The following is a 13,751-nucleotide window of genomic DNA, read 5'->3' as shown; positions in this document are numbered from 1 at the left end:
TCACGATCCCCGGGGTGCGCTCCAGGCCGACGATGTCGATCTCGTTGTCGAAGTGGCCGATGTTGCCCACGATCGCCTGGTGCTTCATCGCGGCCATGTCCTCGGCGAGGATGATGTCCTTGTTGCCTGTGGTCGTGATGAACATGTCCGCCGTGGCGACCACATCGTCCAACGTGGTCACCTGGTAGCCGTCCATCGCTGCCTGCAGCGCGCAGATCGGGTCGATCTCGGTGACGACCACCCGCGCGCCCTGTCCGCGCAGCGACTCCGCCGCGCCCTTGCCGACGTCGCCGTAGCCGCAGACCACCGTCACCTTGCCGCCGATGAGGACGTCGGTGCCGCGGTTGATGCCGTCGACCAGGGAGTGCCGGATGCCGTACTTGTTGTCGAACTTCGACTTCGTCACCGAGTCGTTGACGTTGATCGCGGGGAACAGCAATTCGCCCGCGCGGGCGAACTCGTAGAGCCGGTGCACGCCCGTGGTGGTCTCCTCGGTGACGCCGAGGATGTCCGCCGCCATCGCGGTGAACCGGCCGGGCCGCTCGGCCACGCTGCGCCGCAGCAGGTCCAGGATGATCCGGTACTCGTGCGGGTCCTCGTCCTCGGCGTTGGGCACCACGCCGGTCTTCTCGTACTCGACTCCCTTGTGTACCAACAGTGTCGCGTCGCCGCCATCGTCGAGGATCATGTTCGGGCCGACTGGCGCACCGTTGTCGTCGGTGAACGAGAAGAGTTGGTCGGTGCACCACCAGTACTCCTCCAGCGTCTCGCCTTTCCACGCGAACACCGGCACGCCCGCAGGCGCATCGATGCTGCCCTCGGGGCCGACGACGGTCGCCGCCGCGGCGTGGTCCTGGGTGGAGAAGATGTTGCAGCTCACCCACCGCACCTGCGCGCCGAGCGCGACCAGGGTCTCGATCAGTACGGCGGTCTGCACGGTCATGTGCAGCGACCCGGCGATCCGCGCCCCGCGCAGCGGCTGCGCGGCGGCGAACTCCGCGCGGGTGGACATCAGCCCGGGCATCTCGTTCTCCGCCAGGTCGATCTCCTTGCGGCCGAACGCGGCGAGGGACAGATCGGCTACCTTGTGGTCGAGCGTGGTCATACCTTCTCCTTGGCGGGTGCGGCCATCCGACCGACCACAGTGGACTGCAGGCGGGGCGACACCGCTTGCGCGGCAGCCGGTCCGTACGCCTCGGTGAACCGGTCGAGGAACTCGACCTGGTCGAACAGGTACTCCTGGGTGCCGACGGTCTCGATCACCAACGCGGCCTGCATACAGCCGAGCTGAGCGCCGCGCTGGGCGTCGAGGCCCCACGCGATCCCGGCCAGGAACCCGGCGCGGAAGGCGTCGCCGACGCCGGTCGGGTCGGCCTTGGCGCGCTCGGCTGCCGCCGACACGGTCATCGGCCGACCGTCGCGGGATTCGACCCGCGCGCCCTGCGGGCCCAGGGTGGTGATCCACGTGCCGACGCGGGCCAGCACGTCGGCGTCGGTCCAGCCGGTCTTCTCCACGAGCAGGCTGCGCTCGTACTCGTTGGTGAACAGGTAGGCCGCGCCATCGACCAGCGTGCGTAGGTCCGCGCCGCTCAACCGGGGGATCTGCTGCGAGGGGTCCGCGGCGAACGCGACGCCGTCCTCGCGGCACTCCCGGGTGTGCCGCAGCATCGCGGCCGGGTCGTTGGGGCTGACCACGACCAGCGGCGTGCCGGTGCGGGTGGCGAGGATGGGCCGCAGGTCGATCTCGCCCGCCTCGTCCATCGCCCCGGAGTAGAACGACGCGATCTGGTTGTGGTCGGCGTCGGTGGTGCACAGGAACCGGGCCGTGTGCCGCTGTTCGGAGACCCGCACGTGCTTGGTGTCGACGCCGTGCGCGTCGAGCCAGGACCGGTACTCGGCGAAGTCCGCGCCGACCGCGCCGACCAATGTGGACTTCAGGCCCAGACAGCCCAGGCCGTAGGCGATGTTCGCCGCGACCCCGCCCCGGCGGATCTGCAGGTCGTCCACCAGGAACGACAGTGACACCTTGGCCAACTGCCCCTCCACCAACTGCTCGGCGAAGCGGCCGGGGAACACCATCAGGTAGTCGGTCGCGATCGACCCGGTGACCACGAGGTCCAGCTCTGCCATCGCGGTCACACCGCCACGGCGGCGATACCCGCGGCCGCGCGCAACTGGTCCGCGCGATCGGTGTGCTCCCAGGTGAATTCTTCCTCGTCCCGGCCGAAATGGCCGTAGGTGGCGGTTTTGGCGTAGATCGGCCGGTGCAGCTTGAGATACTCGCGGAACGCGCCCGGGCGCAGGTCGAAGTTCTCCTCGACCAGGCTCAGGATGCGCGAGCGCGAGACCCGTTCGGTGCCGAAGGTCTCGACCAGCAGCGACAGCGGGCGGGCCACGCCGATGGCGTAGGCGACCTGCACCTCGACCCGGTCGGCAAGTCCCGCGGCCACCACGTTCTTGGCCACGTAGCGGGCCGCGTACGCCGCCGAACGGTCTACTTTGGACGGATCTTTGCCGGAGAACGCGCCGCCGCCGTGTCTGGCGAAGCCGCCGTAGGTGTCCACGATGATCTTGCGGCCGGTCAGCCCGGCGTCGCCCACCGGGCCGCCGATCACGAACCGGCCGGTCGGATTGACGTAGAGGTTCGCGCGCAGCAGCACGGGGTCGTAGAGGTCCGGCGGGATCACCTGGGTGACCACGTTCTCCCACAGCTCGTCGGGCAGCAGCCGGTCGGAGCCCTCGTCGTGCTGAGTGGAGATGAGCACCTTCTCCACACCCACCGGCACGCCGTCCCGGTAGCGCACGGTGACCTGGGTCTTTCCGTCCGGCCGAAGATGCGGCATGACGCCGGACTTGCGCATGCGGGCGAGTTGGCGCGCGAGCCGGTGCGCCAGCGCGATCGGCATCGGCATCAGCTCGGGGGTCTCGTTGGTGGCGTAGCCGAACATCATCCCCTGGTCGCCCGCGCCGATCCGGTCCAGTTCGTCCTCGCTCAGCGCGCTGCGGTGCTCGTGCGCGGTGTCGACGCCCTGCGCGATGTCCGGCGACTGGGTGCCCAGCGCGGTGATCACCGCGCAGCTCGACCCGTCGAAGCCGCACGCCGAGGTGTAGCCGATGTCGTGGATCGTGCCGCGCACGATGTCGGCGATGTTCAGCGTGACCGGTGTGGTGATCTCACCCGCGACCAGCACGAGTCCGGTGGTCAGCATGGTCTCGCAGGCGACCCGCGAATACGGGTCGGCGCGCAGCGCCGCGTCGAGCACGGCGTCGGAGATCTGGTCGGCCATCTTGTCGGGATGGCCTTCGGTGACCGATTCCGAGGTGAACAGGAATTCGTCGTCGGCGTAGTTGCCCGTCATGGCGCCAGGACTCCTCGTGTCGTCTTTCGTGTTTCGGTCCTCGGCCCGCGGGATCTGCTTGCCGATCAGCCGCTCGCGGCGGGGTGCACCCGGGCGTGCGGCCCGGTGTCGGACCGGCCCGCGCCCGCACCCCGCAGCCGAGCGATCGTTTCCCGCAGGACACGCACTTCCCGGCTGAGGGACTCGACGGTGTCTCCGGTGAAGTCGCCGGGGGGCTCGCCGGTCGGAAGTCCGCACTGCGGACAGCATCTTCCGCCGCTCATCTCGACAATCTCTTCCGCCGCGTCTCGTCGATTTCTGCTGTTCTCCCATGGTCCAAGCAAAAACGCCGGTCAGGTAGCCGGCATCGACCACAAATTCACCAAACCCAGCATGTGTCCAGACCACAAAGCGGGGTCGCGCGCGGGTTCCGGTGCGGCCACACTGGGTGGGTGACTGGCGCAGTCCGGTATGACGTCCGGGTCGAGGGTGTGGTGCAAGGGGTGGGGTTCCGGCCCTACGTGTACGCGCTCGCGCGCGGCCTCGGGCTGGCCGGGCTGGTCGGCAACGACGTCGACGGGGTGTTCATCGAGGTCGAGGGGCCCGCGGCGGCGGTCGAGCGGTTCCTCGCCGACCTCGCCCACGATCCGCCGCCGTTGGCCGCGATCGAGCGCATCACCGCGCGGGCGGGCACCGCGTCGGGCGCCGTCGAGTTTCGGATCGTGGCCAGCGCGGCCGCGGGCGCGCGCCGGACGCTGATCTCGGCCGACAGCGCCACCTGCGCCGACTGCCTGCGCGAGCTGGGCGACCCGCTCGACCGGCGCTTCGGCTACCCGTTCGTCAACTGCACGAACTGCGGCCCCCGCTTCACCATCGTGCGCGACGTGCCCTACGACCGTCCACTCACGACGATGGCGGACTTCGCGATGTGCGCGGCCTGTTCGGCGGAATACCACGACCCGGGCGACCGCCGGTTCCACGCGCAGCCCACCTGCTGCGCCGACTGCGGCCCGACCCTGCGGCTGTGTACGCCCGCCGGGGAGCGGCTGGCGGGCGACCCGGTGGGGGAGACGGCGGCGCTGCTGCACGTGGGCAAGGTGGTCGCGGTCAAGGGACTCGGCGGCTACCACCTCGCCGCGCTCGCTGGCAGCGAGTCCGCCACCGCGAGCCTGCGCGCGCGGAAACACCGCGAGGACAAGCCGTTCGCGCTGATGGTGGCCGATCTGGCCGAGGCCCGTCGAGTGTGCCAAGTGGACGATGTGGGCGCGGGCGTGCTGGCCGGACGCAGGCGGCCGATCGTGCTGCTGCCGCGCCGGGCGGACGCGCCGGTCGCGCCGTCGGTCGCGCCGGGCAACCGGGAACTGGGGCTGATGCTGCCCTACACCCCGCTGCACCACCTGCTCCTGCACGCCGTCGGCGAGCCGATCGTGCTCACCAGCGGCAATGTCTCCGACGAGCCGATCGCCCACCTCGACGACGACGCGTTCGCCCGGCTGGCCGGGATCGCCGACGCCGTGCTCACCCACGACCGGCCGATCCACGTGCGCACCGACGACTCCGTGGTCCGGCCGCTGCGCGGCGGGGAGTCCGTGCTGCGCCGCTCGCGCGGCTACGTGCCCGAGCCGGTGCGGCTGGCCGCGCCCTGCCCGCGCCCGATCCTGGCCTGCGGGGCCGAGTTGAAGAACACCTTCTGTGCCGCCAAAGGCAACCACGCGTTCCTGTCCCACCACATCGGCGATCTGGAGAACTACGCCACGCTGGGCTCGTTCACCGCCGGGATCGAGCACTTCACCCGGGTCTTCGACATCGCCCCCGAGATCGTGGCGCACGACCTGCACCCGGAGTACCTGTCCACCAAGTACGCGCTCGACCTCGACGGCGTCGACCTCGAAGGGGTGCAACACCACCACGCGCACATCGCGTCGTGCCTCGCCGACAACGGGGTGTCCGGTCCGGTCATCGGGGTGGCCTTCGACGGCCTGGGCTACGGCACCGACGGAACCCTGTGGGGCGGCGAGTTCCTGCTGGCCGACCTGCTGTCCTTCGAGCGCGCCGCGCACCTCGCGCCGGTCCCGATGCCAGGCGGCGCGGCGGCGATCCGCCAGCCGTGGCGAATGGCGGCGTCCTATGTGGACGCGGCGCGGGTGACAGATGACCTCCCAGTGGCGCACCGGGAGCACTGGGAGCAGGTGCGGGAGATGGCCCGCAAGGGCGTCAACGCACCGCTGACCTCCAGCGCGGGCAGGCTGTTCGACGCGGTCGCCGCGCTCATCGGCCTGCGGGACACGATCAACTACGAGGGCCAGGCCGCCGTCGAGTTGGAACAGTGCGCCGACCCGACCGAGCGCGGCAGCTACCTCGCCGACCTGACCGACGACGGCGTGCTGGTGGGCGCCGACCTCGTCCGCGCCGCCGCCCGGGACCTGCTCGACGGCGTCGCACAGCCGGTGATCGCCGCCCGGTTCCACAACGGGGTCGCCGACGCGATCGTGCGCACCTGCGGGTGGCTGCGCGACACCAGCGGCCTGGCCACGGTCGCCCTGTCCGGCGGCGTGTTCCAGAACCTGCTGCTGGTGGACCGGGTGGTGGATCGCCTGCGGGTCAACGGGTTCGAGGTGCTCACCCACTGCCAGGTCCCGACCAACGACGGCGGGATCAGCCTCGGCCAGGTCGCGGTGGCGGCCGCGCGGGCGCGTCAGCCGGGCTGAGCGGCCGGGAATCGCTTTCGCAGCCAGGAATACCAGGCGTCCACGCCGTCGCCGCGGGTGGCGGACAGTTCGAGGACTTCGACCCGGGGGCGCACTTTCCTGGCGTCCGTGCGGAACCTGGCCACGTCGAAGTCCACATAGGGCAGTAGGTCGATCTTGTTGAGCAGCACGACGTCCGCGGTGGCGAACATGTGCGGGTACTTCAGCGGCTTGTCCGCGCCCTCGGTGACCGACATGACCACCGCGCGGCAGCTCTCGCCGAGGTCGAACAGGGCCGGGCAGACCAGGTTGCCCACGTTCTCCACGAACACCACGCCGCCGCGCGGCGGGTCGAGCGTGCGCAGGGCCGCGGCGAGCATGTCCGCGTCGAGGTGGCAGCCCGCGCCGGTGTTGACCTGCACGACGCGGCAGCCGGTGGCGCGAATGCGCTCGGCGTCGAACAGCGTCTCCTGGTCGCCCTCGATCACGCTCACCGGCAACTCGCCGGACAGTTCGCGCACCGTGCGCTCCAGCAAGGTGGTCTTGCCCGAGCCGGGCGAACTCATCAGGTTGACCGCGCCCGTGCCGCGCTCGGCGAGCCACGCCCGGTTGCGTTCGGCGAGGGAGTCGTTCTTGGCCAGCACATCCACTTCCAGCGACACCGTGCGCCCGTGGCCATGCCCGTGCTCGTGGCCATGCCCGTGGCCGTGCTCATGGATGTGGTCCGGGTCGATGACCCTGACCCCGGCGTCGTCCGAGCAGCCGCAGGTCGTGCACATGTCAGGCCACCTCCACGCTCGTGATCCGCAGTTCCCGGCCCGCGAGCACCTCGATGTCGGCGCTTCCGCAGTCGCACAACAGGATCAGGTCGCCGTACTCCTGTTCGGCGCCGCAGTCCCGGCACCGACCCAGCCCGACCGGCTCATCGATGTCCAGCCGGGCGCCCTCCATGGTCGTGCCCGCCGCCACCACGTCGAAACAGAACCGCAGCGAGTCGCACACGATGCCCGCGAGCTTGCCGACCTCCAGCCGCACGACCGTCACCCGGGCACCGTCGAGCCGGTCCTCGATCGTCTCGACGATGCTCTGGGTGATCGACAGCTCGTGCATCAGCAGATCCTCGGCAGCGGGTCACCGACCAGCAGGTCCACGATCCGGGTGCCGCCGAACGCGGTGTTGAGCAGCACCAGTCCGGGCGGGTCCGCCTTCACCCGGCCGATGACGGCGGCCTGCTCGCCCAACGGATGCGCGCGCATCGCCGCCAGTGCCGTGTCCGCGTGCGCGCCGTCGACGATCACCACGATCCGGCCCTCGCAGGCGACATACAGCGGGTCGATGCCGAGCAGTTCGGACGCCCCGCGCACCTCGGCCTTCACCGGGATGGCGGCCTCGTCGACCACCACGGCCACGTCGGCGGCCTTGGCTACCTCGTTGAGGATCGTCGCCACACCGCCTCGGGTCGCGTCGCGCATCGCCCGCACGCCCGGCGTGGCGGCCAGCAGCGCCGCCACCAGACCGTGCACCGGGGCCGTGTCGGACTCCAGGTCGGCGTCGATGTCCAGTTCGCCGCGGGCGAGCATGATGGTGATGCCGTGCTCGCCGATCGGGCCGGACACCAGCACCACGTCGCCCGGCCGCGCCGTGGCCGCGCCGAGGTGGGTGTCCCGGTCGAGGACGCCGACCCCGGCGGTGTTGATGTAGCAGCCGTCGGCCTTGCCGCGCTGCACCACCTTCGTGTCGCCGGTGACGATCTTGACACCCGCCACCTCGGCGGCACGCGCCATGGAGTCGACTATCCTGGTCAGGTCCGCGACCGGAAAGCCCTCCTCCAGAATGAAACCCGCGGTCAGGTACAGCGGTCGGGCGCCCGAGACGGCGAGGTCGTTCACCGTCCCGTTCACCGCGAGGTCGCCGATGTCGCCGCCGGGGAAGAACAGCGGCGACACCACGTAGGAGTCCGTGGTCAGCGCGAGCCGCGCACCGTCCACAGTGAACACGGCGGCATCCTCCAGCGGTTCGAGCAGCGGGTTGCGGAACGCGTCGAGGAACACCGCCTCCACCAGGGTCTGGGTGGCCTTGCCGCCCGAGCCGTGCGACAGCGTGATCCGTTCCTCCCGGACCCTGGCGCGCCGCCGCCGTGCCTTGTCGATGCGGTCGAGGACCTGCTGTTCGCGGCTGGTCACGTACTGCTCGCCTCCCGCACCCGCTGCCGGGTGAACCGACCGAAGTTGTAGTAGGCCGCGCAGGCGCCCTCCGGGGACACCATGCACGTTCCGATCGGCGTCTCCGGGGTGCACGCGGTGCCGAACACCTTGCACTCCCACGGTTTGAGTACGCCCTTGAGCACCTCGCCGCACTGGCACGCCTTCGGGTCGGCGACCCGGACGCCGGGCAGGTCGTACCGCTGCTCGGCGTCGAAGGCGGCGTATGCCTCGCGCACCCGCAGCGCCGAGTGGGAGATGAAGCCCAGGCCGCGCCACTCGAAGTACGGCCGCAGCTCCATGACCTCGCCGATGGCCCGTAGTGCCACCGGGTTGCCCTCCCACGGCACCACCCGCGAGTACTGGTTCTCCACTTCGGACCGGTCCTCGGCCAACTGCACCATCAGCAGGTAGATCGACTGCAGGATGTCCAACGGCTCGAAACCCGCGACCACGACCGGCTTGCGGTAGTCGCGCGCGATGAACTCGTACGGCGCGCAGCCGATCACGGTGGACACGTGGCCCGGCCCGATGAACCCGTCGAGGCGCAGGTCGGGGGAGTCCAGGATCGCCTTGATGGCCGGGACGATCGTGACGTGGTTGGCGAACACCGAGAAGTTCTCGATGCCCTCCCTGGCCGCGCGCAGCACGGTCATCGCCGTGGATGGCGCGGTCGTCTCGAACCCGATCGCCATGAACACCACGTGCAGATCCGGGTTCTGCCGGGCGATCTTGAGCGAGTCCAGCGGCGAGTACACCATCCGAATGTTGGTGCCCTCGGCGTTGGAGTCGAAGAAGTTCCCGCCCGACCCGGGCACCCGCATCATGTCGCCGAACGAGGTCATCAGCACCCCGGGTTGGCGGGCGATGTGGATGGCGTCGTCCACCCGGCCCATCGGGATAACGCACACCGGGCAGCCGGGCCCGTGCACGAGCGTGATGCTCTCGGGCAGGTAGTCCTCCAACCCGTGCTTGTAGATGGTGTGCGTGTGCCCGCCGCACACCTCCATGAACTTGTAGTGCCTGCCGGGCGCGCAGAGCCCGGCGATCCTGGCGGACAGTGCGCGCGCCTTCTCGGCGTCGCGGAACTCGTCGACGAACCGCATGGCAGTACTTCCGTTCCCTCGGACTTCCGGTCTCTAGTCGATCCGTGACTCCAGAAACGCGGCGATCTCGTCGTCGTAGGCCTTGCCGATGCTTTCGAGGAATTCCAACGCCTTCGCGGCCTCGGCTTCGTCTATTTTGGACAGTGCGAACCCGACGTGGATCAGCACCCATTCACCGGGCACCGGCGGGTCCTCGGTGAGCAGGCCGATGTTGATAGCCCGCTTCACCCCGCACACGTCGACTTTGGCGAGGTCCGGTTTGTCGGTCAGGATCTCGATGACCTCCCCTGGTATGCCCAGGCACATGGCGACACCTTCCTTTCGGTGACCGGAAATCCCTCACATCTTGCGCATGTCCAGGTATCGCTTGATGTCGGGCCCGACGAGCTTGAAGATCGCCGCGCCGAGGCCGACGAAGGTCAGCAGAAAGAACAGTCGGCGCATGTCACACCCCCTCTCCCACGGGAGACAACAGGGTCGAGACCAGGTCGACGACCTCGGCCACGGCGGGGTCGACGGCGGCGCGCACCGGCTCGCTCAGCCCGATGCCCGGGTCCAGCGAGGCGGGCTCGCAGCCGACCAGCAGCACCCGCCCCGGGCTGCCGCCGAGCACGTGCACCAGATCGAGCACGGTGTCCGGGGTCATGCTGTGCGCCTCGACGGCGGGTTCGCCCGCCGGTTCCGAGGTGTCGAGTTCGAGCACCGTGATGGTGCCGGGCGGCTCGCCGCGCGCGGTGGCGTCCACCATGATCGTGACGTCGTAGCCCGCGAGCAGGTCGTACGCCAGGTGCATGCCGCGGATGCCGTAGTCGGTCACCCGCACCTCGGTCGGGAAGTCCAGTTCGGACAGTCGGCGGGTGGCCTCGACGCCGAACCCGTCGTCGCCGAGGAAGATGTTGCCGATGCCCGCCACCAGGATCCTCATGGCAGCGGCTCGATCTCGTCCGGCGAGAAGTACCGGAACCGGCCGTGCGCGATCTGCAGGTCGGCGGCCGGGTCGTCCTCCAGGGTGACCGCGACGTAGAGCTGATTGTCCACATCGGACAGTACGGCGGCGACGAGCGCGGTGCGCCCGGCCAGGAACATGTCCTGGGCGTCGGATCGGCGCGACCCTGGCCGCAGGACCACCCGGCTGCCCTTGGCCACCGCGACACCCGCGACGATCACGTGGTCGGTCCCGGGCGACACCGATGTGTCGGCACCCGGGTCCCACCACGGCACGTCGGGCCGGGCGGTGATGTCGACCTCCTCGCGCTCGCCGGTGGCGGCCTTGAGGTAGCGGATCGTGCCGTGCAGCCGTTCGAGCAGTTCGGGCGGCATGTTGTCGACCCGGTCGACGATCTCGCGGGCCTTCTCGTCGGTGGCTCGGGCCTCGCGCTTCTCCTCGTCGGTCAGCGCCATCGTGCGCAGGGTCAGGATCTCGTCGATCTCCAAGCCGTCGAACAGGTTTCCCGCGCTCTCCGGCGCGATCGACGGGTGGTCGTAGAGGATGATCGGCGAGGACAGCACGACCTCGTCGCCGGGGTCGCCGACCAGGATCGGCCACACCCGCTCGTTGCGGCACGCGGCCACCGCGAACTGCGCCCACTCGGGCGGTTCGACCATCGACAGGAACCGTCCTGGCGACACGGCGAGCAGGCTGTGCGCGGCGATCAGGGCGCCGCGCAGCGCCTCGGTCCGGTCCGCCGGGACGGCCGTGGACGTGTTCGCCACGTCGACTCGCAGCCGCACCCCGCCGTACGGGCCGTCCAGCGAGTCCGCGCGAACCGTGAGCACACCGTCGAGTTGCGCGCGGCGCCGCACGATCCGGGTGGTGGGCGTCAACTCCTCGGCGTCCTCCCCACTGTCCACAGTGAACGGAACCAGGTTGTCGCCCGCGAGCAGGTCGGCGAACCGCAGCACGGCGTCCACCTCGCGCTCGACAGCCTCGTCCCAGCTCGTGTACTCCGTGCCCGCCACGGTGACCGAGGGCACCGCCGCCCCGGACACCTCGACCGTGCGCGACTGCACCTGCAGGAACCGCAGCCGCACGTGCAGGGTCGCGTGTGAACCCGGTTCCACCAAGCACTCGGTCCGGTTGTCCGCGTGCTCGCCCGACCCGGCGTCGGCGAACGCCTGGGGCATCAGCACGCCCCACTGCCAGCGGATCTGGTTCTTCGCCGCCGAGGCCCGGTAGGGGTAGAGCAGATATCCCTCGTACAGCACGGCATCCGCGACGGCGAGGGCGGCGGAGAACGCGGTGGTGGAGAAGGTCGTCATCCGGTCGCCTCCTTGGCCTTGGCCAGCAGGGCCGCGAACGCGGCGTCCCAGGTCGGCAGCGCGTGCTCGGCCTTGAACCGCAGCAGCGCGTCGATCGTCTCGCGGTGCACCCGGACCCACGCCTGGTTGGGGAAGTAGGTGTCCATCAGCTCGCGCCACACGGCGATCGGCAGCCGGTAGTTCGCCTCCTGGTGCCAGGGCACCTGGCTGACCCAGAACTTGTCGCCGTTCTTGGCGAAGACCGTGCCGCTGAACAACATCACCATCGGCACCACGCCGTCGGCCAGGGCGTGGAAGTACTTGCCCGTGGCCACTTCCAGGTCGTAGCTGCACGGCACCGGCACGTCGACCTCGATCGACCCGGTGAAGCTGGGCACCATGACCGAGACGGCGGCGAACTGCATGGGTTTGAGCGTGTCGCCGAAGCGGGACGGGTCGCCGAACAGCGACGCCAGCAGCTCCGACTCGTGCGCGTCGTAGCGTCTGCGCTGCGGCTCGATCCGAATCTGCACCCGCAGCGCGATCGCGTGGATCGACGCCGCGGTGGTCTCGGCGATCTGCAGCCGGAACAGCAGGGTCGGGCTCGTCCCGTACTGCTCCGGCCGGACATCGAGACACTCGAACGCGAGGTCAGGCATCGGCGCTCCCCGCGGCGGTGGAACGGGCGCGCAGTGCGGCGAAGAAGCCGTCGATCTTCGCCCACGCCTCGGTGCCGCCGTCGAATCCCCGCCAGTGCATCCTGACCAGACCGACAAGCTCGTAGCAGCACGAGATCGGCACCAGGAAACCCTCGAAACGCTGGTCCTGCTTGATGATCAGCAGCGCCTCGACGTCCGGCACGAGGTCGCTCAACCAGGCGTTGTCCGCCACCAGCTCGGTCCACGAGTCGAGCGCCAGCAGCGATTCCGTCGCCCCGGCGGGGCTCGGGTAGAACGCCACGGTCTTCTCCAGATCGGAGTTGGCGAAGAAGAACGCCATCCGCACCGGGATCCCGGCCGAGTCCCACAGCGGGGCGCCGCCGGGCAGCGACTCCGCGTACACGTGGCGTTCGGGCACGGCGCGGAACTTGCTGCCGCCCGCGCCGCGCGCCGTGAACAGCAGATAGCAGCCGCGGCAGGCGCACATGAGTGCCCTGGTCTCGATATTGGTCACATGGCCGTGTTCCGTGCTGATCGGCTCGGCGCACATCTCGCAGCGTTCGCCCGCCTGCGGCACGGCGACCGGTTCCGGGCGGGTTCGGAACCGGCGCAGCCCGGAGGTCATGACGGCACCGCGATCCGCACTCCGCCGTTGCCCGAGAGCAGCGGCAGCGGGTCGAGATGCAGCCGGTCGTGTTCGGCGTCGCGCCCGGCGAGCACGATGTCGTAGCGTTCGCCACAGGCCGGGCAGGCGAGCAGCCTGCCGGTCAGCGTGCCGCCCGCGAGCGCGGCCGAGCAGGCCGGACACCGGTCGCGGTAGGCGTAGAGCTGTCCGTCCACATTGCACACCACGGTGCGCGCGCCGCCGACGTTGGCCGCCCGCACCGAACCCGGGCCGATGCCGTCGAGGCCGTCGGCGTCGAGCCAGCGCGGTGGCGGGGGCGGGGGAGCGGTCGACGCGCTGATCGGCAGCAGCGGCCGCCCGCCCGGCCCGGTGCCCGCGGCCGGTTCGGCGACCACACCCTCGACGTCGACCCGGACGATCTCCGGTGCCGCGTCGTGGATCGCCTGCTCGATCGCCAGCTTGACGGTGACCGTCGAGGACGGGCAGCCGTTGCAACTTCCCGCCAGCCGCAACCGCACCGTGCCGTCGTCGTCCACCCCGAGCAGTTCCACGTCGCCCGAGTGCGACCCGAGGTAGGGCCGCACCTTCTCCAGTGCGGCGCTCACCCGGTCCATAGTGGAATCCGGGTGCAGGTCGTGCAGGACGAGCAGGCTGCCGACGAGGTCGTCGGCAGCCAGCTCGCGCACCACCCGCTCGACGTCCGCGCCAGTGGCCTCGGCGAGGACGTCGAACAGGCGCTCCAGACCCGCGCCGTAGAACTCCACGATGGTGCGCACCAGTTCCTCCGCCCGGCGACCCACGTCGGGGTCGCCGAGCGTGGCCAGATCGGCGAGGATCTCCTCGATCTTCGCCGCGACGGCCGCTGCTTCCGGTACCTGCCTTGTCATGGACGGATCC

At 70.2% G+C, this 13,751-nt stretch carries 15 protein-coding genes; 1 reads left to right on the top strand and 14 read right to left on the bottom strand.

The features are described from left to right. The 3 genes from ACT4N7_RS20435 to metK all read right to left on the bottom strand — a co-directional run. The coding region (locus tag ACT4N7_RS20435; RefSeq protein WP_444830393.1) for an adenosylhomocysteinase at positions 1–1,105 on the bottom strand (1,105 nt) is incomplete at its 3' end. Further along, positions 1,102–2,121, bottom strand: a complete 1,020-nt coding sequence (locus tag ACT4N7_RS20430) for a carbohydrate kinase family protein (protein WP_444830396.1) — start codon at positions 2,119–2,121, stop codon at positions 1,102–1,104. The genes ACT4N7_RS20430 and ACT4N7_RS20435, both read right to left, overlap by 4 nt. A gap of 14 nt (positions 2,122–2,135) precedes the next feature. After that, positions 2,136–3,359 carry a methionine adenosyltransferase gene (gene metK / locus ACT4N7_RS20425; protein ID WP_444830392.1) on the bottom strand — a complete coding sequence of 408 codons (1,224 nt, stop codon included), beginning with the start codon at positions 3,357–3,359 and terminating at the stop codon, positions 2,136–2,138. A 431-nt stretch (positions 3,360–3,790) separates the two neighbouring features. On the opposite strand from metK, the gene hypF reads away from it, so the two are divergent. Further along, a complete protein-coding gene (hypF, locus tag ACT4N7_RS20420) occupies positions 3,791–6,046 on the top strand; it encodes a carbamoyltransferase HypF (RefSeq protein WP_444830391.1) in 2,256 nt (751 codons plus the stop codon). On the opposite strand, the gene hypB is transcribed toward hypF, so the two are convergent. Genes hypB through ACT4N7_RS20365 form a run of 11 tightly spaced genes read right to left on the bottom strand, consistent with a single transcriptional unit; the run spans position 6,034 to position 13,741 of the window. Continuing rightward, positions 6,034–6,804: a hydrogenase nickel incorporation protein HypB gene (gene hypB / locus ACT4N7_RS20415; RefSeq protein WP_444830390.1), complete on the bottom strand. Its 771-nt coding sequence runs from the start codon at positions 6,802–6,804 to the stop codon at positions 6,034–6,036. The two genes, hypF and hypB, sit on opposite strands and share 13 nt — an antisense overlap. Position 6,805: 1 nt before the next feature. Further along, positions 6,806–7,135: a hydrogenase maturation nickel metallochaperone HypA/HybF gene (locus ACT4N7_RS20410; protein WP_444830389.1), complete on the bottom strand. Its 330-nt coding sequence runs from the start codon at positions 7,133–7,135 to the stop codon at positions 6,806–6,808. Then, the gene (gene hypE, locus ACT4N7_RS20405; protein ID WP_444830388.1) at positions 7,135–8,208 is read right to left on the bottom strand and encodes a hydrogenase expression/formation protein HypE; all 1,074 of its coding nucleotides are present in this window, start codon (positions 8,206–8,208) and stop codon (positions 7,135–7,137) included. Before hypE ends, ACT4N7_RS20410 begins: the two co-directional genes overlap by 1 nt. Continuing rightward, positions 8,205–9,332, bottom strand: a complete 1,128-nt coding sequence (hypD, locus tag ACT4N7_RS20400; protein WP_444830387.1) for a hydrogenase formation protein HypD — start codon at positions 9,330–9,332, stop codon at positions 8,205–8,207. The genes hypE and hypD overlap by 4 nt, the downstream gene beginning before the upstream one ends. A 33-nt stretch (positions 9,333–9,365) precedes the next feature. Next, a complete protein-coding gene (locus tag ACT4N7_RS20395; RefSeq protein WP_444830386.1) occupies positions 9,366–9,638 on the bottom strand; it encodes a HypC/HybG/HupF family hydrogenase formation chaperone in 273 nt (90 codons plus the stop codon). Between the two features lie 33 nt (positions 9,639–9,671). Then, complete coding sequence (locus tag ACT4N7_RS20390; RefSeq protein WP_444830385.1) at positions 9,672–9,776, bottom strand: DUF6893 family small protein; 105 nt, start codon at positions 9,774–9,776, stop codon at positions 9,672–9,674. 1 nt (position 9,777) lies between these two features. After that, entirely contained in the window at positions 9,778–10,257 is a 480-nt protein-coding gene (locus tag ACT4N7_RS20385) for a hydrogenase maturation protease (protein WP_444830384.1), read from the bottom strand. After that, positions 10,254–11,591: a hypothetical protein gene (locus tag ACT4N7_RS20380; RefSeq protein ID WP_444830383.1), complete on the bottom strand. Its 1,338-nt coding sequence runs from the start codon at positions 11,589–11,591 to the stop codon at positions 10,254–10,256. The genes ACT4N7_RS20385 and ACT4N7_RS20380 overlap by 4 nt, the downstream gene beginning before the upstream one ends. Next, positions 11,588–12,229 carry a DUF6084 family protein gene (locus tag ACT4N7_RS20375; RefSeq protein WP_444830382.1) on the bottom strand — a complete coding sequence of 214 codons (642 nt, stop codon included), beginning with the start codon at positions 12,227–12,229 and terminating at the stop codon, positions 11,588–11,590. Before ACT4N7_RS20375 ends, ACT4N7_RS20380 begins: the two co-directional genes overlap by 4 nt. Beyond that, a complete protein-coding gene (locus ACT4N7_RS20370) occupies positions 12,222–12,854 on the bottom strand; it encodes a DUF5947 family protein (RefSeq protein ID WP_444830381.1) in 633 nt (210 codons plus the stop codon). Before ACT4N7_RS20370 ends, ACT4N7_RS20375 begins: the two co-directional genes overlap by 8 nt. Further along, entirely contained in the window at positions 12,851–13,741 is an 891-nt protein-coding gene (locus ACT4N7_RS20365) for a NifU family protein (protein ID WP_444830380.1), read from the bottom strand. The genes ACT4N7_RS20370 and ACT4N7_RS20365 overlap by 4 nt, the downstream gene beginning before the upstream one ends. Between the last annotated feature and the right edge of the window lie 10 nt (positions 13,742–13,751).

This window comes from Actinokineospora sp., from assembly GCF_052390155.1.
In the GTDB taxonomy this organism is placed as follows: domain Bacteria; phylum Actinomycetota; class Actinomycetes; order Mycobacteriales; family Pseudonocardiaceae; genus Actinokineospora.
Note: the sequence above shows the minus strand (reverse complement) of the source record. Positions and strands in the feature narration are given on the sequence as shown.

Coding starts and splice junctions, on each gene's coding strand:
- metK (WP_444830392.1), bottom strand. CDS start 3,359: ATGACGGGCAACTACGCCGACGACGAATTCCTGTTCACCTCGGAATCG.
- ACT4N7_RS20385 (WP_444830384.1), bottom strand. CDS start 10,257: ATGAGGATCCTGGTGGCGGGCATCGGCAACATCTTCCTCGGCGACGAC.
- ACT4N7_RS20380 (WP_444830383.1), bottom strand. CDS start 11,591: ATGACGACCTTCTCCACCACCGCGTTCTCCGCCGCCCTCGCCGTCGCG.
- hypD (WP_444830387.1), bottom strand. CDS start 9,332: ATGCGGTTCGTCGACGAGTTCCGCGACGCCGAGAAGGCGCGCGCACTG.
- ACT4N7_RS20395 (WP_444830386.1), bottom strand. CDS start 9,638: ATGTGCCTGGGCATACCAGGGGAGGTCATCGAGATCCTGACCGACAAA.
- ACT4N7_RS20375 (WP_444830382.1), bottom strand. CDS start 12,229: ATGCCTGACCTCGCGTTCGAGTGTCTCGATGTCCGGCCGGAGCAGTAC.
- ACT4N7_RS20390 (WP_444830385.1), bottom strand. CDS start 9,776: ATGCGCCGACTGTTCTTTCTGCTGACCTTCGTCGGCCTCGGCGCGGCG.
- ACT4N7_RS20365 (WP_444830380.1), bottom strand. CDS start 13,741: ATGACAAGGCAGGTACCGGAAGCAGCGGCCGTCGCGGCGAAGATCGAG.
- ACT4N7_RS20410 (WP_444830389.1), bottom strand. CDS start 7,135: ATGCACGAGCTGTCGATCACCCAGAGCATCGTCGAGACGATCGAGGAC.
- hypB (WP_444830390.1), bottom strand. CDS start 6,804: ATGTGCACGACCTGCGGCTGCTCGGACGACGCCGGGGTCAGGGTCATC.
- ACT4N7_RS20370 (WP_444830381.1), bottom strand. CDS start 12,854: ATGACCTCCGGGCTGCGCCGGTTCCGAACCCGCCCGGAACCGGTCGCC.